Origin of the sequence: Streptomyces sp. A5-4, assembly GCF_051131715.1 — a bacterium.
Classification (GTDB): Bacteria; Actinomycetota; Actinomycetes; order Streptomycetales; family Streptomycetaceae; genus Streptomyces.
Map to the genome: position 1 here is coordinate 3,193,284 of NZ_CP178591.1, position 22,075 is coordinate 3,215,358.

Below are 22,075 nucleotides of genomic sequence, written 5' to 3' on the forward strand. Positions count from 1 at the left end.
GCCAACTATGCACGAGGCGGCCACTCCGAGACAGGGAACACACGATTGATCTTGGCCCGGACCAGGCCTCAGTCCTCCTCGCCCCTCCCCGGCCCGCCCATGTCGAGCGGGCCCTCGCCGCCCGGTCCTCGGGGTTCCAATTCGACCTGGATGCGGTGGGTGGTGTCCTTGGAGGCCGTGGCACCCAGCTCCGCGGTGACCACGCCGATGCGCAGGCCGCCCTTGCCGCTGCCCTCGCGGCGTACCTGCACGGCGAATTCCAGGTGCACCTTCTGCACCCGGAAGCGCATTCCGCTCGCGCTGCCGCGGCGTTGGGCCTCCTCCAGCTCCGCACGCACCTGGCTGATCACATCCGCCAGGCCCGCTCCGGCCACCGTGTCGTTCCCCGTGTCCGCAGTGCCGTTCGTGTTCACCGTGCCCACATCCCCCCGCTGACGCCGAGGCCCCATTGTCACCCACCGCGACTATGCTGGTACAGCATGGGGGAGTCGCACGCGGAGGCCAACTTCCGTACAGATCAAGAAACTTGGCGTGTTCGATTACGCAGCGCCGCCTGCGCCAAGCAGGTGCTGGGGGCCGGAGTGCTGCTCGGTGACGGGCTGGTGCTGACCTGCGCGCATGTCATCCGGATCCCCGGCACCGATGAGCATCTGCCGTCCGTGACCGTGGAGTTCCCGGGCACCGGCGGCGCCGCCGGGACCGGGCTGCGGGCCGTCGTCGAGCCGCACCACTGGGTGCCCCGCGCCGACGACCACAGCGGCGATCTCGCCCTGCTGCGGCTGGCCGGACCACCGCCGGACGCCGCAAGCGCCACCACCCTCCACCGGCTGCCGGCCATCTGGAACCGCCGGGTGCACTTCGCCGGTTACCCCTCGCGCATCACCGGCGGCAAGTGGTCGGAGGCGCTCATCAAGGGCAACGGCGGACCCGGGGACGAATGGGTGCAGATCGACCCGATCGTCGAGGCGGACACCCTGATGCGGCGCTTCAGCGGCGCTGGGGTCGTCGACAACCGCACCGGCCGGGTCATCGGCATCGTCGTCAGCAAGCTCGACTCCGAGCGGGACGGCGCCCACTACCGGCACGGATACATGATCCCGACCGCCACCGTCATCAAGCACCTCCCCCTGGTCCGCGACCGCCATGCGACCGGCCGCCAGGTCGTCCCGGCCACGCTCACCGCCGACCCCGCCACCCCCGGCCCCGACCGCGGCTTCGCGCGCTGGCTGACCCGCTGGCTGGCGGGCGACGAGACCATGGCCGACGTCGAGATCGCGTTCGTACGGGAGGCCGACAAGGACGCGGCACTCGCCCTGCACACCACCCTCACCCTCGCCGACCGCGAGCGCTCCCCCCGCACCTCGGTCGCCGGGCCCGCCCCCAACGGCGACGGCGGGGTGCCGCGCGCCGGCAGCCTCGACCTGGCCGTCGACGTCCGCGGCAAGACCCCGGCGCAGGTCGCCGACGAGATCGCGGAGGGCATGGGCCTGGACGGGCCGGGGCCGCAGCCCGTGCCGGAGCGCATAGCGGCCGACGCCCTGCCGCTGACCACCGTCATCGAGGGCGTGGACGAGGCCGTGCGGCCGGTGGAGACCGTCGAGTTGCTGCACACGCTGGCCCGGCACGGCGGGCGGCTGCTGCTGGTCTTCCGCCGGCACGACTCCCCCGCCCTGGACCGCACCCGCGAGCTCCTCCTCGATCCCGACCACCCCGAGCGCCGGCTGGAGCGGATCGGCCTGCGCATCGGCCTGCTCGCCCGCACCGAGGAGCACGCCAGGGACTTGCGCAGGCGCGCGCGGTCCTGTGTGCGCCCCCTGCCTTCGGTATCGCGCTACGCACCGGACCTGGAGCTCAAGGCCGTCCGGCTGGCCGCGGATCCCGAGCGCGGCGCCACGAGCTTCCTCGTCAAGCTGAGTTACGTCGAAAGGACGGTGGAGGCCGCCCTGCTGGAGGCGGAGACCGGCCACCGCACGCTCGCCCGGCAGCTCGCCCGCCACCAGGAACTGCGCGGACTCCTCGACGCGTACGGGGCCCGGCTCGCCGCCCATCGCATCTCCGAGGCGGTGGCGCAGGAACAGCGCGAGGCGCAGCGGCTGCTGACCGGCGGCCCCTGCGAGCCGGCGGAGGCCGAGCGGGCGGTCGACCGGTTCGTACGGGCCGCCCGTACGGCACTTGAAGAGCTGCCCGGCGGGCCCGAGGAGGCGCGGCGGTGAGGCCATGTCCGCACCCCGGCTGCACCGGCCGGGTCACCGAGACCGGCTTCTGCGACCGCACCGGCCTGCCCGTCGACGAGGACGCGGGAGCGGGCGCCGCATCGGAGCCTTCCGCCGAAGTCACCTGGGGGGCGGCGCAGTTCGTGGTATCCGGCGCCGAGGACGGGCTGATGGACCTGCCCCTCGTCGAGGTCCCCGAGCCGGCTCTGCTCGTCGAGCCGGTCGACGAGCTGCCCTCCTCGCACGTCATGCGCTGCGGCAACCCGGACTGCGGGGAGCTGATCGGGGTGGTGGCCACCGAGGGCCAGTGCAGCTGCGGTACGCCGTACACGCTGCGGCCCCAGCTGTCCGCCGACGACGTGCTCGCCGACCAGTACCAGGTGATCGGGCCCATCGCCCACGGCGGCTTGGGCTGGGTCTATCTCGCCGAGGACGCCCAGCTGTACAACCGCCCGGTGGCGCTCAAGGGTTTGCGCAATCCGCACAGCCAACTGGCCCGTGAGGTCGCGCTGCACGAGCGGCGCCATCTCACGGACCTCAACCACAAGGACATCATCCGCGTCATCAACTACGCGACCCACCGCCCCTCGGGCACCGACTACATCGTGATGGAGTTCGCCGGCGGGATGGCGCTGCACCGCATCGCGGAGCGCATCGCACGCGACGAGGCACCCTTCTGCGGCACCCGGGTGCACGAGTTCGTGCTGAGTTACGGGATCCGGATACTGGACGCGCTCGGCTATCTCCATGCGCACGAGCACAAGATCTACGGCGACATGAAGCCGGACAACGTCATCCACTGCGGGGACGGCATCAAAATCATCGATGTCGGTGGGGTGCGGGAGTTCGGCGCGCCCGGCCCGTACACCGACTTCTACAAGGGCCCGGAGGTCCCCCCGGACGGCCGGGCACACCCCCAGTCCGACCTCTACAGCGTCGGCATGACCCTGCGGGAGCTGGCCGACGCCGCCCACCACCCCGCGCCCGGACTCGGCGCGGAGTCCCTGGAGCGGGTGTTGCGGCGGGCCACGGCGGACGACCCCAGGGCCAGGTTCGCGACGGCCGAGGAGATGTCGGTGCAACTGCGCGGTGTGATCCGTGAGTTGCGCTCGCTGCGGCTCGGCAAGGAGACCTTCGAGCCGTCCCGGCTGTTCGAGCCGGGACCGGCCGCGCTCGACGGCACGCTCGGCGAGGCCCCCGCTCTGGAGTCCTGGACGTACGGCACACACCGCCTCGCGCTGACCGCGGCGGCGCCGCCGCCCGACGAGGTCGCGGTGGGCCTGCCGGTGCCCAGGACGGATCCGGACGATCCGCACGCGCACTCCCTGGCGCGGACCGCGCACGACGCTCCGGGCCTGCTGCAGCTGCTCGCCGACTGGACGCCATCCACCGAACTGCACCTGCTGCGCTGCCGTTTGCACCTCGACCTCGCCCGCCGCGCCACGCGGGACCCCCAGCAGTCCCGGCGCCGGCCGGGGCCCCCCGCGGAAGCCGCACCCGGAACGGGCCACCGCGAAGCGGCCCGCACCGAGCTCGAACGCGCCCGCACCCTGCTCGGCCCCATGGCCCGTCACGACTGGCGGCTCAACTGGCACGGCGGCCTGCTGCACCTCGCCGCGGGCCGGGTCACCGATGCCCGCACGGAGTTCGACGCGGTCTACAGCGCGCTGCCCGGTGAGTACGGCCCCAAGCTCGCCCTCGGCTACTGCCACGAGCAACTGGGCGACACGGACCGCGCGATGCGCTTCTACGAGGCGGTGTGGCTGCGCAACCACTCGATGGGCAGCGCCGCGTTCGGCCTCGCCCGCATACACCTGGCCCGCGACGAACGGGACAAGGCCCTGACCATCCTCAACCACGTACCGAAGGACTCACGGCATCGCACCGCCGCGCGGACCGCGATCGTCCGCATCATGGCGGGCCTACGCGGACCGGAGAACACCCCACCGCCGCTGGAGTCCATCACCACCGCGCTCGCCCAGGTCCTGCGGCTGCACGAGGAGGAAGGGCTGACCGACCGGCACGCCGTGCTGCGCCTGGAGACACACATCCGGGAGGTCGTCCTCGACTGGCTCTGCGAACCGGGCGGCGGGGGCGACGACGGCCGGAGACAGGAGCAGCGGCTCGCCGAGCTGAGAGAGCGGATACAGGACCGGGAACTCACCGAGGACCGGTTGCGCAGACGCCTGGAGGAGTCGTACCGGTCCCTCTCCGAGCAGGCCGACGACGCGAGGACGCACGGGGCACTCCTCGATCTGGCCAATGAGATCCGCCCCCTGCGGTGGACGCACAAGGAGCACACATGGCTCAGGACGACACAGAAGATCCGCCGGGCGCTGTCTCCCTCGAAGTGAGCCAGCAGCCCGACGTGTCGGCGGACCGCGGCGCCGAGGGCGGCACCCGCGTGTGCGCGGTGGTGACGGTGACCGTGGGACCGGCGAAGGTCCGGACGGCGCACGCGCAAGGAAGAGCTCAAGGGGGCGTTGCCACCGCCCACTTGGCTGCCCAGGTGTCCGTACCCCCGGCCAGGGCCGAGGTGTTCCTCCTCGACTGCTCGGCGTCGATGGGCTATCCGCGCGACAAGCTCTGGGCCGCCCAGGACGCGGTGGCGGCGGCCGTCGACGCGCTGCCCGACGGGACCCACTTCGCGATTGTCGCCGGGCGCCATACCGCGGAGTTGCTGTACCCGCCGGAGTCCGCCGGGCCCGCCACGCTCGCGCTCGCCTCCGCCGCCACCCGGCAGCAGGCCAGGGACGCGGTCGGCCGGCTGGTGCCCGGCGGCGGCACGGCCATCGGCAGCTGGCTCGCCCTGGCCCGCGAGCTGTTCGGCAACGGGCCCGAGACCGCGGTCCGGCACACCCTGATGCTCAGCGACGGCCGCAACGAGCACGAGAGGCACCAGACGCTCGAAGCCGAACTCGCCGCCTGCGCGGGGCTGTTCACGTGCGACACCCGTGGCATGGGCGAGGACTGGGACCCCGACGAGCTCCAGCTGGTCTCCGAGAGCCTGGACGGCAAGGCCGACGCGGTACGCGATCTCGACGCCCTGCCAGGCGAATTCCTCGCCGTCACCGCCGAGTCGGCGGCCCGCCGCGTCACCGGCCTGCGGCTGCGCATCACCCACCGCGCGGGCAGCGCCCCGCTGACCGTCCAGCAGGTCCACCCCACGCGCCGCGACCTCCTCGCGGGCGGTACGGCGGCGGGCGAGCGGTGTTGGGAGTTCCGTACGCCGCCGTGGCGCGCCGAGACCCGCGAGTACCTCCTGTGCGTCGCGGCCTCCCGTACGCCCGAGGAGCCCGTCGACCGGGCCCTGTGGTTGGCCGACGTCAAGGTGGTGCGCGACCCGGACCCCGGTGACGGGCTCCAACTGCCGTCCGCGCGACCGCTCCTGGTCCGGTGGACGCGCCGGCACGACCTCTACAGCCAGTACAACCCCAAGGTGCTGCACTACGCCCATCACGACGCCCTCGTCCGCGGCCTCGAAGAGGGCCGCGCCGCCCACCGCGCCGGTGACCCGGCACGCGCGCGCCGCGCCTGGGGCGAGGCCGTGCGCCGCGCCCACGCCATGGGCAACCAGCCCATGCTGCAACGCCTCGCCGATGTCGTACGGATCATCGACGCGGAGCGCGGCGAGGTGGAGATCCGCCCCGACATCAGGCCCCTGGACATCAACTCGGCCATGGTGCTGCGCGCCCACAGCACGCTCCTGCCGCCGGACAAGTCCCCGCGGGAGCCCAGTTGATCCGGCAATCGACCCGCCGGGCTCTTGGGCGGTCGCTCCTGCGGTTCTGGCGCTCGGCCACCGGCGTCGACAGCGCCAGTACCGCCGGCTATCTGCGCCGCCAGCTGGTGTGGCTGCTGGCCCTGACCGCGCTGGCCGTCTCCGCGCTGTTCAGCGCCTACCACGAGGTGCACCGCGACACCGCGGCGATCAGCGACCGCACCGGGCCTGCCGTCGTCGAACTGGCCAGGGCGCACACCGCCCTGCGGCTGGCGCACGCGACGGCCGCCCAACACCTCGCGAACCTGACGCAGCACCCGGACCGACCCGACATCCTGAGCTTCGGCGAGGAGTACACGAGCCTGCTCACCGAGGCCCGCCAGAGCCTGGACCGGGCGGACCGGACCAACGCCCTGAACCGCGAGGACCGGCAGTCGCTGCGCATCGTGTCCGGGCTCGTCGACGGCTACGTCAAGCGCATCGACGGGGCGTGGAAGCAGTACGACAGACCGAAGTTGAGCCGCGCGAACCTCGGTTACGCGACGACGATGATGTACGAGAAGCCGTCCGGCGTGCTGAGGCGGCTCGCCGACCTCCAGAGCAAGCAGGGCGCCGCGCTGGACCGGCAGCAGGAGTGGGGGATCGCGCCACGGCTGACCTGGCCGGTCGCCGCGCTGAGTTGTCTGCTGCTCGGCGTACGGCTGGTGGGCATCCAGTTCTTCCTGCGGCGGCGCTTCCGGCTGCGGCTGAGCATCCCGCTGGCGGCGGTGACGCTGCTGCTGGCCGCGCTGCCGGTGCTCGCCTACGGCACCTGGCAGGCACACGACTGTCAGGCCGAGGTCCGGGACATCGCCGCCCGGCTGGAGCCCGCCGGGCGTCCGACGGCCCAGGACACGATCGACGAGGTGGAGAGCGACATGCACGAGACCTTGGCCCGGGGCAACGCCGGGGAGTGGGCGCGGGTCACCCTGTTCGTCCCGCTCGCGGGCGTCCTGATGGCGGGGGTCGTCCTGTGGACACTCCGGTCCCATCTCGCCGAGTACACGTATCCGCGCAAGCCGGGAGGTGGCCGCCGATGAACGGTCCCGGGCGCTGGGTGCGCCTCGCCCTCGCCGGGTCGCTGCTGGCCGGTCTCGGCCTGTCGTCGGCCGCCTGCACGAAGGAGACCGCACCGACGATCCACATCCTCGGCCCCTGGTCGGGCGACGAGGAGGAAAGCTTCGAGAAGGTGCTCGACCTGTTCCGCTCGGAGTACCACATCAGCGTCGACTACCAGGGCACCACCTCGCGCCGCGAGACCCTCTTCGCCCAGGTGCAGGCCGGCTCGCCGCCCGACATCGCCATCCTGCCGAGCCTCGGCGAGCTCACCGAGTACGCGTACGACGGCGAACTGGTGCCCCTGCCAAGGGAGTTACGGGAGCGCTCCGCCGCACCCTGGTCTCCCGGGCTCCGCATCGACGGCCGCACGGACACCTACTGGACCCCGGTCAAGGTCGACCTCAAGAGCATCGTGTGGCACTACCCGAAGCGCCCCGCGGGAAAGGGGCCCTGGTGTCTGGGCATGGGCTCCGGCGGGACCTCGGGCTGGCCCGGCAGTGACTGGATCGAGGACATCCTGCTCCAGCAGTCGGGCCCCCATGTGTACGAGGTCTGGGCGACGGGCGCCCTGTCCTGGCAGGCCCCGGCCGTACGCCGCGCCTGGGAGACCTGGGGCCGGATCATCACCGCGGGCGGTAGTGGCCAGGCCGATGCCGCGCTGTCCAACTACTTCGAGGCCAACGACCGCAAGGGCCTGCTGAAGCCACCGGCCGCCGGCGGCTGCGCGCGCGAGCACCAGGGCAGCTTCATCCGCCGCCTGTACGGCCCGGAGGTCCGCTTCACCCCCACCGCAGACGCCGTCGCGGAACTCGCCAACGACAGAGGCGCGTACGAGGTGGCCGGGGACATGGCCGCGATGTTCCGCGACAGCGCGGGGGCGCGGGAACTGCTCACCTTCCTCACCGGGAAGGACGCCCGTACGGCCTGGCCGGACAAGACCGGCGAGCGCAACCGGCCGTTCTTCCCCGCCTCCGCCGGGACCTACCTCGAAGAGTGGGGCAACCAGGCGGTCGGCCGGACGCTGCGCGGGGCGACACAACTGTGCGTGGACGCGTCGGACGCGATGCCGCCGAATCTGGTGGGTGCGTTCCACCGGGCGGTGCTGGAGTACTTGGACTACCTGGACGATCCGAGGGACCGGGCGTCGCCGCTTGGCGGCCTGCTGGAGCAGCTGGAGCTGGAGCGGGAACGCCGGCACGAACGGGCGGCGCCCCATGTCCCGTCGGTATGCGCGGCGCTGTGAACCGGCGCGGGGCTGTCCCGCACCCGCAGGGCGCCCGCACCCACGCGCCGCACGCACCCGCACCGCCGCGCGCCCGCACCCCTCAGCAGTGCCCCGGCCGCGCGTAAATCATGACGCGCGCCCCGGTGACGTCCCGGCTGCCGCACTGCTCGAAGTGGTCCCGCAACGTCGTCCGCTTGACGACCTCCTGCGGGGTCTCGTCCACCGGATCCCCGTCCGGGTCACCGAGCACGACGATGCGCTCGGTGGCCAGCATCCGGGCCCGGATCCGGGGCGCGGAGATCTCCTCGCCGTACAGCGAGTCCGACGCGTCCACCACCTTCGCCAGCGCCAGATCGGGGAACGCCCGGAACTTCGCCGGGTCCGCCAGCGTCCACACCCGCCGCCGGGCCGGCGTGAAGAGCAGTCCGTCGCCGGGCTTCGCGGCCTCCCGCACCGCCAGCGTCACCGCCGTCGCGTCGTCCGCGCGGCTCTCCGGGCTCCGCAGGTGCATCCCCACCGGCAGCACCGCCACCAGGACGGCCACCACGGTCAGCGCACGCAGCCAGATCCGGCGCCGCAGCAGCCGGGCGTGCCCCTCGGGCGGGCGGCGGAACGCCCGGTCCAGCGCCGCCCCGACGAGCAGCGCGAACCCGATGACGTAATACAGGACGTACCGGTCGACGTACATCGGCTTGAGCTGGGACGCCAGGAGCAGGGCGACCGTCGGCAGGATCAGCAGCGGCACCGCGATCGTCCGCAGCCGGATCGGGCCGCCGACGCGCACCGGGGCCCGCGCGCAGCGCAGTCCGACGGCGGCGAGGATCACGAAACTGACCAGCTGTACGGGGTCTGGCCACATGATCCAACGGACCTGCTCCGTCTGCCCCATGCTGAAGACTGCGAGCGGGGCCAGCCCGGCGACGACGCAGGCCGCCGCCACGCTCCAGGACCGCTTCACCTCGCGCGGCACGTCCGAGAGCAGCATCGTCGCGCCGTGCGCCGTCAACATCAGTACCGCGAACTCGTGCAGCAGGCACGCCGTGAGCGCCACCAGCGTGTAGGCGATCCAGCGCCGCCGGGTGGGGTGCGAAGCGGCGTTCACCAGGAGATAGGTGGCCCAGGTGACCATCGCGCACACCAGCGCGTAGGAGCGCCCCTCCTGCGCGTACTGCTGCACCGCCGGGATCATCGGGAAGACGAGCCCGGCGAACAGGCCGGCCCGCGGCCCGGCGAACCGGTGCCCGAGCAGCCCGATCCCCGCGGCGGCGGCGGCCGTCGCCAGCACGGACGGCAGCCGCAGGGTGGTCGTGTCCCCGCCGAACACGGCGAACAGACCGTGCATGAACAGGTAGTACAGGCCGTGCACGGCGTCGAAGTTCTGCAGGGTGTGCCACAGCTCGGGCAGCGTGCGGTGCGCCATGTCGTACGTGACGACCTCGTCCCGCCAGACGCTGCCCTGCCTGCTGATGCCCCAGAGTCCGAGGGCGAGCGTCAGCGTCAGCGGCGCCATCACCGCCACGGTCCTGGACGTCCACACACGACGTTCGGCGACGACGGCCTCGGAGACGTTCACCGTGGTACCTATGACGGACTCCTGGGAGGGGCGGCTTCCGCTGTCTGCGCGGCGCGGGTTCCGCACGTGTCATGGAGTGCGGCGGGGCGCTCCACAGTAAGGGGCGAGCGTACGAGCGCGGACCCCCGGGGCGGTGTGCTCCGAGGGCCCGCGGTCGCCATGGCGGGTCAGCCGATCCGGGTCAGCTTGTCGCCGAAGGCCGGCTCCACGAGGTCGTTCTGGAGCGCGACCGGCGCCTTGACCTGGCCGGGTCCGGTGCCGACGGTCAGCTGTCCGACCTCTGTGCCCGCCTTCGCGGCGTGCGGCGGCGTCTTCCCGCCGTCGGAGATGGCCAGTTCCACCTTGAGCCCCGGCCAGCCGACCGCCTTCAGGTCCTTGGTCGCGACGACCGGCGTCCGGCCGCCGAGCCCGTCGTCGATGTACCCGACGACGTCGCCCTTCTTCACGACCGTGGCCGAGGTGACGTCCCGCTGGGCGGCCTGGATCAGCTTCAGGCTGTTGGTGAGCGCCAGTTGGAGCTTGGCGTCGAGGGTGCCCTCGGTCTGCTGGCCCATGACCGCGCCGACGATCCGGCGCTTCTTGCCGTCGATGATCGTGTCGGCGGCCCAGACGAGATTGCCGCCCGCCGGGGTCGTGGAGCCGGTCTTGATGCCGCTCACGCCCGGATTCAGCAGGATGTTGTTGTTGTTGTAGATCTTGCCGTCGATGCCGGGGATCTCGACCTCGGGCAGATCGACGATGCCGCGGAACACGTCGTACTGCATGACCGCCTTGGCCAGCTTCAGCTGGTCGGTCGCGGTGCTCACCGTCGTCTTCTCGAAGCCGCTCGGGTCGGTGTACGTCGAGTTCTTCATGCCGAGGTCCTTGGCGGCGTCGTTCATCTTCTTGACGAACGCGTCCTCCGACTTGGCGTCCCAGCGGGCCAGCAGCCGCGCCGCGTTGTTCCCGGAAGGGATCATGAGCAACTGAAGCATCTGCTTCTCGGTGAACTCCTGGCCTTCCTTGATCGAAGCGGTGGACTCGTCGGGGGACTTCGACTGCTCCTCGGCGAGCGCGTCCACCGTGATCTTCGGGCCGACTTCCCTGCCCTTGAGCGGGTGCTCCTTGAGGATCACGTACGCCGTCATGACCTTGGCGACACTGGCGATCGGGGAGGATTCCTGCGCCCCGTGCGTACCAATGCTCCCGACGCCCTGCACCTCGACGGCCGACTGGCCGGTCTCGGGCCACGGCATGTCGAGCGAGCCGCCCTTGAAGGTGTACGACGGGTCCGCGGTCAGTGCGAGCGCGGGTGCGGGCAGCGGTCGCAGGAACTGTGCGACCGCAAAGAGAACCACGACGAGCAGCAGCAGCGGCGTCCAGATCTTGACCCGCCGCACAGCGGTCCGCGTCGGCGTCTCCGGCGGCGCGGGCTTGTTCGTGAGCTCGGCGAGCATGTCGAGCGGCGGCCTGGGCGGCATCGGCTGCTGCCGGGTCCGCTCGGCCTCCGGGATCGCCTGGGACGCGGCGGGCGCGGCTGCGACGGGCACGGAGGCGGGTCGCGCGGGCGGAGCCGCCGGAGGCGCGGGCCGAGCCGAGGGGGCCGCCGGGGCGGACCCCGCCGGCTTCTGCTCGGGCTTCCTCACCGGAGCCGGTCGTACGCCATCGGGCCTCAGCGGTACGAAGGTGCTGGTGCGCTCGACGGCGGACTCCGGCGGCTCCACGGGCGCGGCGGGCCTGACGGTCAGCGAGGTGGTCGGCTGATCCACCGTCCTGCCCGGCCGCACGGCCCGGAACACGGCGGTGTGCTGATCCACGCCCGGCTCGGGGCGCTCGGATCCGGCACCGGAGTCCGAACCGGCCTTCGGCGCTTCGTCGGCTTCGGCTTCGGGATCCGGAGTCGCGTCGGCACCCGAGCCGGACGGCGCGTCGGACGGCGCGTCGGCGTCGGCCGCAGCCCGGCCGCCCTCGCCCTCGGCGACCGGGGCCGAGTCGGCACCGGCCGACTCACCGGACCCACCGGACCCGTTGGGCTCAACAGCCGTCCCGGCGGCCGTCACAGCGGCGGCCTTCGGCCCGTCGGCATCGGCAGCCGCCGGGCTGCTCCCGGGGTCGCCCTCGGCGGCGCCGGCGGCACCCTCGGGGCCATCGGGGCCATCGGGGCCATCGGCAACGTCGTTACCGGCCTGTTCGGCGTCCGGACCCGCGCCAGGACCAGCCGTCCCGTCGCCGTCCGTCTTCGGTGCTCCGTCCGCATCCGCGTCGGCACCGGCACCGGCATCCGCATCCGGCACTGCCTCCGACGCGACCTCCGAGTCCGCGTCGGAGTCCGCTTCGGAGGCCAAGTCGGTTCCGGAGTCGGCGTCGACGTCCGAGCTCACGACCGGGCCGGAGTCGACGTCCGCGACCTGGGCCGGGTCGGCATCGGCCGGCTCGTCGTCGGGCTCGACGGCCGCGTCGGCGGCCGGCGGCTCATCGCCACCGGCATCCCCGCGACCGCCCGCGGAGCCGCCCTCGGCCTCCGCACCCGCCTCCGCACCGTCACCGTCACCGTCCACGTCACCCACCCGCTCGTCCGGCCCGGCCGGCTCGTCCGCGGTGGCGACCCAGGCCGCCACCGCGGCTCGCAGCCGTGCGTCGCCGCCAGGGGAGCTCTCGGGCTCCTCGGGAATCGATGGCATCTTGAAAATCGCCGTCGGCTGATCAACGCGGTCTTCCGGCTTCGGCCGAGGGGCCGGTTCCCGGAAAACTGCAAGCCTCGGGTCGCGCTCGCTTCCAGCCGTCTCCCCCGACGACTTCCGCTGCTCCGACTTGTCGGGGGACTCGCCCGCCACCGATGCCTCCTCATTACGCGCCCGCGCATACGGACACTGTCCGAACCATGTACCAGTGTCCTGTCTGAACCCCCGGCCGCCTCGCTAGACGAGAACGACATACCTTCTGGTTCCATCACAAAGCACCCACGCGCCCTCGACAGATGAATGTGAGAGGGGTCACCCTGTCAATCATCCACGCGGGGAGGCATGGATGGGCAAGAGCCGCAGATCACTTCCGGAAGAGCTTTTGCTGCTCGCTCTGGACCCGACCACGGGTACCACAGCGCAGCCGCAGTCGCTCGACCTCGGCCTCGCCGGGGCCCAGCTAGTAGAGCTGGCCCTGGCAGGACGGATAGCCCCAGATGGGGATCGTATCGCCGTGGTGATGGCACGGCCGACAGGAGATCCGACCTTGGACTCCGCACTGGAGCTGCTGCGCAGGCGTGGCAGCCCGGTTCGGGCTGTCCACTGGATCGGCGGACCCCGACTGGGGCTTCGCCAGACTTACCTCTCGCATCTGGAGCGGTGCGGCATGGTGCATGCCGTGGCGGGACAGATGTGCGGAGTGCTGCCGACGACTCGCTACCAGGCGACGCAGTCAGCGATCAGCCGGGAGATCAGGTCTCGGCTGGACAGTGCGATCCGCACCGGCGTACCGCCGGACCCGCGGACCGCGGCGCTTGCCGCGCTGGCCCACGCGGTCGGACTCGGCAAGCACCTGTATCCCGGCAACGAGGGGCGTTCATCGCGCTCCCGTCTCCGGGACCTGATCAGGCACGACCCGATGGGCGGTCTCGTGGCGCACGCCGTGATGGACGTCCAGAACGGTGTGGCCGCACAGCCGCGCCGTGCTCCGGCAACGGGCGGCCGGCCACAACCGGCCGTACCGATGCAACCGCACGCACAGTCACGCCACGGTGGCATGGCGCACGTCGCAGCCCACTGAGGACAGCGAAACCAACACCCGACACCCACCACACAACACCCATGAACCACCGCCGCACCGACGTCCCCATGACCCGGTTCGGGAGCCGCACCTAAACGCGCGGGGTAGTGGACCGGCCCGTCTGGACGAGGGCCTGGCCGCCACCCCGCGCGTTCGCGTAGGCACCGCGTGTGGCCATTTTCCAGCGCGGCCAGGAACAATGGTGGCAGTCTGCTGAGCATTAGAGCGTGCAAGCAGGACAAACGCACAAGCGCACTCAGCCGGAGGTGCAGTTTCCGTGGCGGCCAACGTCAACCCCACTGTCAGGCGACGTCGATTGGGCCAGGAGTTGCGCCGGCTGCGCGAACTCAAGGGCATGACGGCCGAGGAAGTGGCCGAGCGCCTGCTCGTGTCCCAGTCGAAGATCAGCCGCCTGGAGAACGGCCGGCGTTCCATCAGCCAGCGCGACGTACGCGATCTCTGCGGTGTGTACGACGTCGAGGACCACCGGATCGTCGACTCGCTGATGCAAATGGCCAAGGACTCCCGCCAGCAGGGCTGGTGGCACGCCTTCGGCGACATCCCGTACAGCGTCTACATCGGCCTGGAGACGGACGCGGCCTCACTGCGCGTGTACGAATCGTTGATTGTTCCCGGCCTGCTGCAGACGCGGGAGTACGCGCAAGCGGTAATCGAAGGGATGTGGCCCGAGGCCACACAGAACGAGATCGACAAACGCATTCAGATCCGCCTCAAGCGCCAGGACCGCCTCACCGACCCGGCGAATCCCCTCCGGTTCTGGGCAGTGATCGACGAGGCACTGCTGCGACGCGTTGTCGGGAACCACCAGGTCATGGCTGATCAGCTCAACCACCTCGCCGAGTTGAGCGAACAGCCGCACGTCACTCTGCAAGTCCTGCCGTACGACGTCGGGGCACATCCCGGCATGTACGGAAAGTTCGCCATCCTTGAGTTCCAGGAGACCATGGATGCCAGCGTTGTCTACCTGGAGGGTGTTACCAGCGACCTGTACCTCGAGAAGACAGCCGACGTGCAGAGCTACAGCGTGATGTACGAGCACCTGCGCGCCAAGGCGCTCAGTGCCGAGCAATCTCGCGAGTTCATTCTCAAGGTCGCGGGAAATACCACCTCGCGATAGAACGAATTCGTTGGGTCGCGCACCCTACACCTGCGACCCCTCCGCGGAGAAGATCTCAAGGGGATATGCCATCCGGACGGGTGAACGTCGCCTACCTCCAGTGATGTTGCGGCGTAGCGTCGCCCGTAGAGCCGCTGACCCTCAGCGGCTGGGCGCGAACCAGGCGCTACAACTGGCACAACCATCGGAGTCACTATGCGAATTCGGCATGACGAGCTGACGGAATGGACCAAGTCGTCCTACTCCGCCGTCAATGGGGATTGCGTGGAGATCAAGACAGCGAGCCGAGGCGCCGTTGCCGTCCGCGACTCGAAGGCCCCCGACTGCGGAACCCTCGGCTTCACGGAGGGGACGTGGTCGGCGTTCATCCTGGATGTCGGCCGATCCACACAGCGGCGCGCCTGACCGGAGAGGCATCTACCGACCTACCAGTCTGAACCGCAGCCTGAAGCACTCCCTCTCGACCGGCCCGCCGTCCTGGCCGAGGGGGCTGGACGCCGCTCTACCGGCCAACCAGCAGGCTGCGGGTCTCCACCGTTACGGAGTCGTCCGCCCCCAGCACGCGCTCGCACAGCGGCAGATTCTGTTCTGCCAAAGCTCGCGCCTCGGCCCGCTCCCCGGCAGTCGCCAGAAAACCTGCCAGCCTCGTGCGATTCGCGAGCAGATACGGGTGCTCGGTTCCCAGTACCCGCTCCTGTCCCACAACCACAAGTCGCCCAAGGGAGATGGCTTCCGCCAGCGCACCGCGCTCGGCAAGGACCCAGCTCAACAAGACTGTCGCGGACAGAGTCAACGCGTGATCCGAGCCCTGCAGACGCTCACGGTCCGACAGCACCTGCCGAGCCAATACCTCGGCCTGCTCCCATCGTTCGAATCGGTAGAGGCCGTACGCCATATTGTGACGAGCAGTCACAGTGGCCAATGACTCGGCGCCAAGCATCTCCTCGCAGGTGGCGACAGTGGCCGACGCGATTCTGTCGAATTCCTCAATGTCGTTGACCTCAGCCACATACTCTATGAGCAGCGCCTGGACATGCAGGGTGTCCGGGTGGGCGCGCCCCAGAACTCGGCTGTGCAGCTGCTCTGTTCGCCGAAGAGACGCCAGGCACTCATCGAGCCTGCCCAGCTGAGCCAGTGGCTCATGAATGTCCAGAAAACTCTCCAACGTCTCCGGGTCCTCCGAACCCAGCACGCTCTCCCGACGATTGAGAACTTCTCGGTGCAAGGCCTCAGACTCTTCGAAACGACCCAGCCTGAACAGTGCCTTCGCCGAACGATGGCCGGCTCGCAGGGTCGCAGGGTGCAGTGCGCCCAGAATGCGCTCCGCCGCTTCCGCGGCTGCCTGAGCGAGTGACAGGGATGCCTGATAGTCGCCGCTGTCAAAAACCATTCGCGATACCCGGGTCGCGACATCGATGACGCCAGGGGCAGGGGCTGGGTCCTCCACGCGGCGAAGCATGTTGGCCACATGCGGTACGAGCCGCCGAATGCGACCCGCCGCCTGCTCTCCGCGGCTGTCGGCCGGGACTTCACGACCGATCAACAGTACGGCCGCGTCAAGAAGAAGCGGCCGCTGAGCGGCCGGGACTGCGGCTGCCACGCTGTCCAGCACTACTCCGTGCGCCTTGACGCAGCGAACCACCTCGCCGCTCTCCTCGGATTCGACGATCGAAACCATCGAATGCTCCAGCAACCCCCGAAGAGCGGCCTCCACTCTCTGCCCCGGCAAGGGCGGATCGGCCGCGCCCAATCCCGATGTTTCGACCTCCGCGGGAAGCAGCAAGGAGAGCGGCAGCGGGTCCGAACTCCAGCAGGAGATCAGGCGCAGCAACGTCACGCACTCAGGGATGCCCTCTCTGTCGAGAGCATCGAGCGAAATTCCCCAGGTTCGGCCGACGAGTTGCCGGGCATTCCTCTCCGAACTGCCCGGAACCGCGCCCCGGTCGAGCAATTCAATGGGGTCGTCGTCCAAGCGCCGTCGATAGTCGTTCATGGTCCAACTCTCCAGTAGTTGACTGGACAGGAATGATCCGGCCAAGGTCAACGCAAGAGGCAGACAGTCAAGCCTGCTGGCTACTTTCGCCGCCTCGTTGGCCGTACCGGCCCGTGGTGCGAGGTCACGCAGCAGCAGCGCGGCGTCCTCCACAGGAAGTACTCCCACCCTGTGGAGCTCAGCTCCACTCCATACCTGCGAACTGGCGTGTCTCGTGGTAACGATGACCGTGCCTTGGGGACTCGCCCTGAGCCACGCGCCTTCCCCAAGGGCCTCGGGATCATCCGCATTGTCCAGAACTAGAACCCAAGGCTGGGACGAGTAGTGCAGGTGGTGCCAGACAAGGTCGGCCGAGGCACGATGACCGTCGTAGGCAGCTGCCAGCTCGCCCGCCTCCGCGCCCCGGTCGGCGGCGACCGCCAGCATTCCCGACCTCAGCGTGGCTCGTTCGGACGCGTTGACCCACAGCCCGATACGACCGCTCTGGCGCGTGGCCGAGTTGAACACCGCTTGAGCAACGGCCGTCTTGCCGCAGCCGCCGAGTCCGTGGAGCACATGGATTCCGCCCCGTTCGTCCTGTGCAGCACACAGCAGCCTCCGGGTGAGGCCCTCCCGGTCCCGTAGGACCAGGGGCGTTCGACCGACCAGTGCGGTACGGACGGAGTCCGGCGCCGGCCAGTCGTAACGCTGGTTGCGTGAGGCCCGTACCACCGTTCGCTGCATGGACGGCCCGAAGAGGGAAGAGGGCTCTTCCGCCGGGTAGTGATGATGGTGCTCCGTCAGGTACTGGTCACCGGTGGCCTGATACACGCGGCCATGCCCCGAGGCACGGCCATGCACCTGATGCTCCGCGTCGCGTTCGTACCCACTCACCGCTCGTTGATCTTCTGGTCTCGACCCGCTTGGTAGACACGACCGCTGCCGGATGCCTCTGCACGCATCTGCACACTGTGGGGGGCGTTGTCCCGAACCTCGGTATCCAGATCCGCGAGGAGTGCACGCAGCTCCGCGGCGACTTCGGGACGTTCACCGAGGAGTCGTCGCACGCGACCGGTCCACTCCGCGCAAAGCTCCTGTTCGGTCAAATCGTCGGCGCCGTCCTCGCCGGAGGCGAGCAGATCGTCCCGAGCCGCGTCAAGTTCGATCCGAACTCCGTCTGCGCGTGCTGGACTTGCCCTGCGCCACAGCGCGACAACCCCGTCCCGTGTCCTCTCCCATGCGTCCGTGGCCATGAGCGTGACCACTGCGGCACCCGCAGCGCGCGCAAGGTCGATCAGCTGCGCTTCCATCTACATCCCCCACTCAGTCGGTACCCGTCGACAGCCGGGCCGAACGACCACACTAAGTGCGGGGGAGGTCGCTGTCAGGTGGTCCTGGCCACCTGCCGACCGCACCGAATTACCCGGATGCAGCCGGCGCATCAGCGCAACTGGTCGACGTACCGGTCCGTCCCCACCAGGGTCGGAATGAACGGCGCCACCAGTTCCACCCGCCCGAGCCCCGCCGCCGCCACCTCGTCGCCGAGGCCGCCGAAGCGCTCCTCCCATTCCTCGCGCGGGTCCGCCTCCAGGAACCAGAGCAGGGTCAGCCGGGTGTCGACGCCCTCGACCTGCTTCACGTACGTCATCCGGTCGCCCGGCAGCGGCGTCGGGCGGAAGACCGTCACCAGTGCCGTCGGTGAGCCCGCCAGCCGCTCCGGCAGGTGCTTCGAGCGCAGCCAGTCGAGCAGCTCCGCCCGCTGTTCGGGGCTCTCCGTGTCGATGACCTCAAGGACCAGGCCCCGGTAGGGGTGGTCGAGGGCGTGGAAGTCGCGGGGGCCGTCGGCTCCGTCGCGGTAGACCGTGACCTCGCGGTCCTGGAAGGCCGTGAAGATGTGCGTACGGTCCTGGTGGACCCGCCCGTCCCTGTTCAGCCGCTTGTTGATGCCGACGGTCCACTTCATGTGCTCGTCGTAGCGGCCCTCGGTGATCCAGTACGTGGAGAGGTAGCACCCGGCGGTCACCGGGTCGGCCACCGCCGACTCCGCCGGGTGGCGGAGGAGTTGGAGGTCGCGGGTGGCGACCCAGCGGCGGCCCGCGTACATCCAGGGCATGGCCATCGCACCCGCGATGAAGTGGTCGTCCTCGTACCAGCGGTTGTACGCGTGCTCGTGGCCCGGATGCGGCTCGACCATGGTGATCAGCGCATGGCCGGGGTGGACGCCGTACGGGCCGACCGAGGCCAGTTCGGCGTACACCTCACTGCGGGTCTGCTCACTCATCGCGGCTCCCCTTCCCTTCCTTCCGGCGACGGACGCACCTACCCTGACGGCCCGCCAGACAAACTGCCAGGGGCCGGAGGCGAGCATGTTGCTTCAGGGGAAGACCGTCATCGTGTCGGGGGTCGGCGCCGGGCTCGGCCATCAGGTCGCCGCCGCTGTCGTCCGGGACGGGGGCAACGCCGTGCTCGGGGCCCGCACCGAGGCGAGCCTCGCCAAGTCCGCCGCCGAGATCGACCCGGACGGCGGCCACACCGCCTGGCGCTCGACGGACATCACCGACGAGGCGCAGTGCGAGGCGCTTGCCGCGCTCGCCCACGAGAGGTTCGGCGGCATCGACGCGGTGGTCCATGTCGCCGCCTGGGACGGCTACTTCGGCGGCCTCCAGGACGCGGACTTCGCGACCTGGCAGCAGGTCATCGACGTCAACCTGCTCGGCACCCTGCGCATGACCCGCGCCTGCCTGCCCGGCCTCAAGGCGCACGGCGGGTCGGTCGTCATCATCGGGACGCAGTCCGCGATCTCCGCACCGTCCCAGGTGGAGCAGGCGGCGTACGCGGCGTCGAAGGGCGCGCTCACCTCGGCGATGTACTCGATGGCCCGCGAGCTCGGGCCGCACCGGATCCGGGTGAACACGGTGCTGCCCGGCTGGATGTGGGGCCCGCCGGTGCAGGCGTACGTCCAGTTCGCCGCGCACACCGAGGGGGTGCCGGAGCCGGAGGTACTCGGCCGGCTGACCGAACGCATGGCGCTGCCCGAGCTTGCCACGGACGGGGATGTGGCGCAGGCCGCGATCTTCCTGGCCTGCGACCGCGCCCGTTCCATCACCGGTCAGTCGCTGCTCGTCAACGCCGGTGAACTCATGCGCTGACATGTGAAGTGGTCAAGGCAGCTCTCTCTCCTCTTCTCGGCCGCACGGGACCCGCATCCCGTGCGGCCTTTCTGCGTGCTCGGCGTCTGACGAAGCGCCCGCCCATCGTGTGGCCGTCGTCACGTTCACGACAATGTCCAGGCGGGTCAAGGAAGAGTAAAGACGTTCCTCTTTCTGACCTGCGTTCACATTCGTGACCGCCGAAGGCGCCGATCGGCATCGGCATCGGCATCATGATCGGCGGAAATCTCTTCGCACCCCGGCTCAACCGGCTCCGCTCGCGGCTGCACGTCTCCTCGCCGCTGGAGTACCTGAAAAACCGCTACAACATCCAGACACAGCAGGCACTCGCCTGGTCCGGCGTCCTGCTGAAGATCGTCGACGTCGGCGCCACATGGGCCGCCATCGCCACCCTGCTGTCCGTCTTCACCGGCATGTCGCTCAACCAGGGCATCCTGATCACCGGCGTCTACTGCACGGTCGGCGGGCTGTGGGCGGATGCCCTCACCGAGCTGGGGCAGTTCATCATCCAGCTCTTCGCCGGTAGCGCGACGCTGATCGCCGTGATGGGCGAACTGGGCGGCTTCAGCTCGCTGTGGACCGTCTGGGACAAGCTCCCGGAGAACCACAACGACCCGCTGACCGGCGATTTCACCATGATGTTCCTGCTGGCGTATCTGTTCATCAAGACGTTCGAGTACTCCGGCGGCATGTGGAACCAGGCCCAGCGCTACATGGCCACGAAGAACGCACGCGAAGCCACCCGCTCGGCCCGCCTCTCCGCGGCCCTGTGGCTGGTGTGGCCCCCGGAGCGCGACGCGGTACTCCTCATGATCAACACCGATGGTGACGGAGACGGCCCGGACTCGGCCGGCGCCGCCGCCACGGTGCCCGCACCGGCGGGGGCGGGTGACGCGAAGGTGCTGGGGCGCGAGGGCGCCAAGGACTGACACCCGGCCCACGCCGAAGAACGCACGGCCACGACCGCCGGGCCCGCCCGATCCTTGAGCGGGCCCGGCGATCGGGCTCTGCAGCCCCGCGGACAGCGCGTCGGCCGACCCGGGTCAGCCCCGCGGGTACCGCGTCAGCCAGCCCGGGTTCGCGATCGCCGGGCCGTGCAGCGCCGGGCCCTGGGTCATCTCCATCGCGAAGTCGTCGGCGAGTTCCAGCGCCGTACCGCGCCCCTCGATCTCCGCGAGCCAGGCGGGCGGCAGCGCCGTCTCCCCGTGCAGCGCCCCGAGCAGGCTGCCGCACAGCGCGCCGGTCTCCGCGGAGGCGCCGCCGTGGTTGACGGCCAGGCGCAGGCCGTGGCGGATGTCCTCGCCGACGAGCGCGCAGTACACGGCGACCGCCAGGACGTCCTCGGCCGTCCGGCCGTCCCCCAGCGACTCGACGCGGGCCGGCGCGGGCAGGCCCTGGCGTACGGCGCCCAGCGCGTGCTTGAGGGCGTCGGTGACGGGCTGGTGGCCGGGGCGCGCGGCCAGCTGGGCGAGCGAGCGCTGCACGGACGCGTCGAGGGACTCGCCGCGCGCCAGGCCGTGCACGATGACGGCCAGTGCCCCGGCCGAGAGATAGGCCGTGGGGTGGCCGTGGGTCTGCGCCGCGCATTCGACGGCGAGCTGGAAGACCAGCTGCGGCTCCCAGCCCACCAGGAGCCCGAACGGCGCCGAGCGGGTGAGGGCGCCCGAATCACGGGCGGTCGGGTTCTTGGGCTTCTCCAGCGTCCCCATGACGTCGTCGGCGAGGCCGGTGAGGCACTCGCGGGAGGGGTCACGGCGTACGTACAGCCACTCCTCGCACGCGAGCCACCCGTTGTCCTTGCGCCGCTCGTCGGGGCCCCAGTCGCTCTGGGTGGCCGCCCAGCGCAGGTGCGCGCGGTGCACGTCGGTGGGCGGGTGCCAGGCACCGGTATCGCGGCGCACCTGCGCCCGTATGAGCCCGTCCACGGTGAACAGGGTCAGCTGGGTGCCCGCGGTGACCGCGCCGCGTCTGCCGTACGCGGGCACGAGGCCGGTGACGGCGTCGGAGCCGTGGACCGCCCTGATCTCGTCGAGGGAGAGCGCGGCCACGCCCGCACCGAGCGCGTCACCGACGGCGCCGCCGAGCAGACAGCCGCGGACCCTGCTGCGGAAGTCCTGCTGCTCCGTGCGGCCCCACACGGCTGTGACTGCTGCGCTCACCGCTTCTGCCCTTCGCGTACGACGTCTGGCGCAGCACTGTAATCGACCCGGAACGCGCTGTTCAG

16 protein-coding genes and 1 pseudogene are annotated in these 22,075 nt (G+C 70.6%); 10 read left to right on the forward strand and 7 right to left on the reverse strand.

Annotation, left to right across the window (positions count from 1 at the left end; translation table 11 throughout):
• Nucleotides 1-68: 68 nt before the first annotated feature.
• On the reverse strand, nt 69-413 hold the full coding sequence (locus ACLLJJ_RS14665) for a trypco2 family protein (RefSeq protein ID WP_434590904.1): 345 nt from the start codon (nt 411-413) through the stop codon (nt 69-71).
• Nucleotides 414-479: 66 nt separating this feature from the next.
• On the opposite strand from ACLLJJ_RS14665, the gene ACLLJJ_RS14670 reads away from it, so the two are divergent.
• The 5 genes from ACLLJJ_RS14670 to ACLLJJ_RS14690 are packed head-to-tail and all read left to right on the forward strand — an operon-like array spanning nt 480 to nt 8,275.
• Nucleotides 480-2,213, forward strand: coding sequence for a S1 family peptidase (locus tag ACLLJJ_RS14670; protein ID WP_434590907.1), 1,734 nt, complete (start codon nt 480-482; stop codon nt 2,211-2,213).
• On the forward strand, nt 2,210-4,567 hold the full coding sequence (locus ACLLJJ_RS14675; RefSeq protein ID WP_434590910.1) for a tetratricopeptide repeat protein: 2,358 nt from the start codon (nt 2,210-2,212) through the stop codon (nt 4,565-4,567). Before ACLLJJ_RS14670 ends, ACLLJJ_RS14675 begins: the two co-directional genes overlap by 4 nt.
• Nucleotides 4,516-5,955, forward strand: a complete 1,440-nt coding sequence (locus tag ACLLJJ_RS14680; RefSeq protein ID WP_434590912.1) for a VWA domain-containing protein — start codon at nt 4,516-4,518, stop codon at nt 5,953-5,955. The genes ACLLJJ_RS14675 and ACLLJJ_RS14680 overlap by 52 nt, the downstream gene beginning before the upstream one ends.
• Entirely contained in the window at nt 5,952-7,013 is a 1,062-nt protein-coding gene (locus ACLLJJ_RS14685; protein WP_434590915.1) for a hypothetical protein, read from the forward strand. The genes ACLLJJ_RS14680 and ACLLJJ_RS14685 overlap by 4 nt, the downstream gene beginning before the upstream one ends.
• On the forward strand, nt 7,010-8,275 hold the full coding sequence (locus tag ACLLJJ_RS14690) for a hypothetical protein (protein ID WP_434590918.1): 1,266 nt from the start codon (nt 7,010-7,012) through the stop codon (nt 8,273-8,275). Before ACLLJJ_RS14685 ends, ACLLJJ_RS14690 begins: the two co-directional genes overlap by 4 nt.
• A gap of 82 nt (nt 8,276-8,357) precedes the next feature.
• On the opposite strand, the gene ACLLJJ_RS14695 is transcribed toward ACLLJJ_RS14690, so the two are convergent.
• Together ACLLJJ_RS14695 and ACLLJJ_RS14700 are read right to left on the reverse strand one after the other, a co-directional pair.
• Nucleotides 8,358-9,830 carry a glycosyltransferase family 39 protein gene (locus tag ACLLJJ_RS14695; RefSeq protein WP_434590921.1) on the reverse strand — a complete coding sequence of 491 codons (1,473 nt, stop codon included), beginning with the start codon at nt 9,828-9,830 and terminating at the stop codon, nt 8,358-8,360.
• 167 nt (nt 9,831-9,997) lie between these two features.
• Nucleotides 9,998-12,490, reverse strand: coding sequence for a serine hydrolase (locus ACLLJJ_RS14700; RefSeq protein WP_434590923.1), 2,493 nt, complete (start codon nt 12,488-12,490; stop codon nt 9,998-10,000).
• A 346-nt stretch (nt 12,491-12,836) separates the two neighbouring features.
• On the opposite strand from ACLLJJ_RS14700, the gene ACLLJJ_RS14705 reads away from it, so the two are divergent.
• The 3 genes from ACLLJJ_RS14705 (at nt 12,837) to ACLLJJ_RS14715 (ending at nt 15,114) form a co-directional block, all read left to right on the forward strand.
• A complete protein-coding gene (locus ACLLJJ_RS14705) occupies nt 12,837-13,571 on the forward strand; it encodes a GOLPH3/VPS74 family protein (RefSeq protein WP_434590926.1) in 735 nt (244 codons plus the stop codon).
• 277 nt (nt 13,572-13,848) lie between these two features.
• Nucleotides 13,849-14,709 (forward strand): helix-turn-helix domain-containing protein, encoded by an 861-nt coding sequence (locus ACLLJJ_RS14710; RefSeq protein WP_434590929.1) that lies wholly within the window; start codon nt 13,849-13,851, stop codon nt 14,707-14,709.
• 195 nt (nt 14,710-14,904) lie between these two features.
• Nucleotides 14,905-15,114: a DUF397 domain-containing protein gene (locus tag ACLLJJ_RS14715; protein ID WP_434590932.1), complete on the forward strand. Its 210-nt coding sequence runs from the start codon at nt 14,905-14,907 to the stop codon at nt 15,112-15,114.
• 97 nt (nt 15,115-15,211) lie between these two features.
• Here the strand turns inward: ACLLJJ_RS14715 and ACLLJJ_RS14720 are convergent, their stop codons facing one another.
• The 3 genes from ACLLJJ_RS14720 to ACLLJJ_RS14730 all read right to left on the reverse strand — a co-directional run bounded on the left by ACLLJJ_RS14720 (nt 15,212) and on the right by ACLLJJ_RS14730 (nt 18,962).
• Nucleotides 15,212-17,575: a tetratricopeptide repeat protein gene (locus ACLLJJ_RS14720; RefSeq protein WP_434590935.1), complete on the reverse strand. Its 2,364-nt coding sequence runs from the start codon at nt 17,573-17,575 to the stop codon at nt 15,212-15,214.
• Nucleotides 17,572-17,991, reverse strand: a complete 420-nt coding sequence (locus ACLLJJ_RS14725) for a hypothetical protein (RefSeq protein ID WP_434590938.1) — start codon at nt 17,989-17,991, stop codon at nt 17,572-17,574. The genes ACLLJJ_RS14720 and ACLLJJ_RS14725 overlap by 4 nt, the downstream gene beginning before the upstream one ends.
• A gap of 131 nt (nt 17,992-18,122) precedes the next feature.
• Complete coding sequence (locus tag ACLLJJ_RS14730) at nt 18,123-18,962, reverse strand: hypothetical protein (RefSeq protein WP_434590940.1); 840 nt, start codon at nt 18,960-18,962, stop codon at nt 18,123-18,125.
• Between the two features lie 85 nt (nt 18,963-19,047).
• On the opposite strand from ACLLJJ_RS14730, the gene ACLLJJ_RS14735 reads away from it, so the two are divergent.
• Complete coding sequence (locus tag ACLLJJ_RS14735; protein WP_434590943.1) at nt 19,048-19,830, forward strand: SDR family oxidoreductase; 783 nt, start codon at nt 19,048-19,050, stop codon at nt 19,828-19,830.
• 218 nt (nt 19,831-20,048) lie between these two features.
• Nucleotides 20,049-20,636, forward strand: a pseudogene (locus ACLLJJ_RS14740) (sodium:solute symporter family transporter); the annotation flags it as partial.
• Between the two features lie 258 nt (nt 20,637-20,894).
• On the opposite strand, the gene ACLLJJ_RS14745 reads toward ACLLJJ_RS14740, so the two are convergent.
• The gene (locus ACLLJJ_RS14745) at nt 20,895-22,010 is read right to left on the reverse strand and encodes an ADP-ribosylglycohydrolase family protein (RefSeq protein ID WP_434590946.1); all 1,116 of its coding nucleotides are present in this window, start codon (nt 22,008-22,010) and stop codon (nt 20,895-20,897) included.
• Nucleotides 22,011-22,075 lie beyond the last annotated feature (65 nt).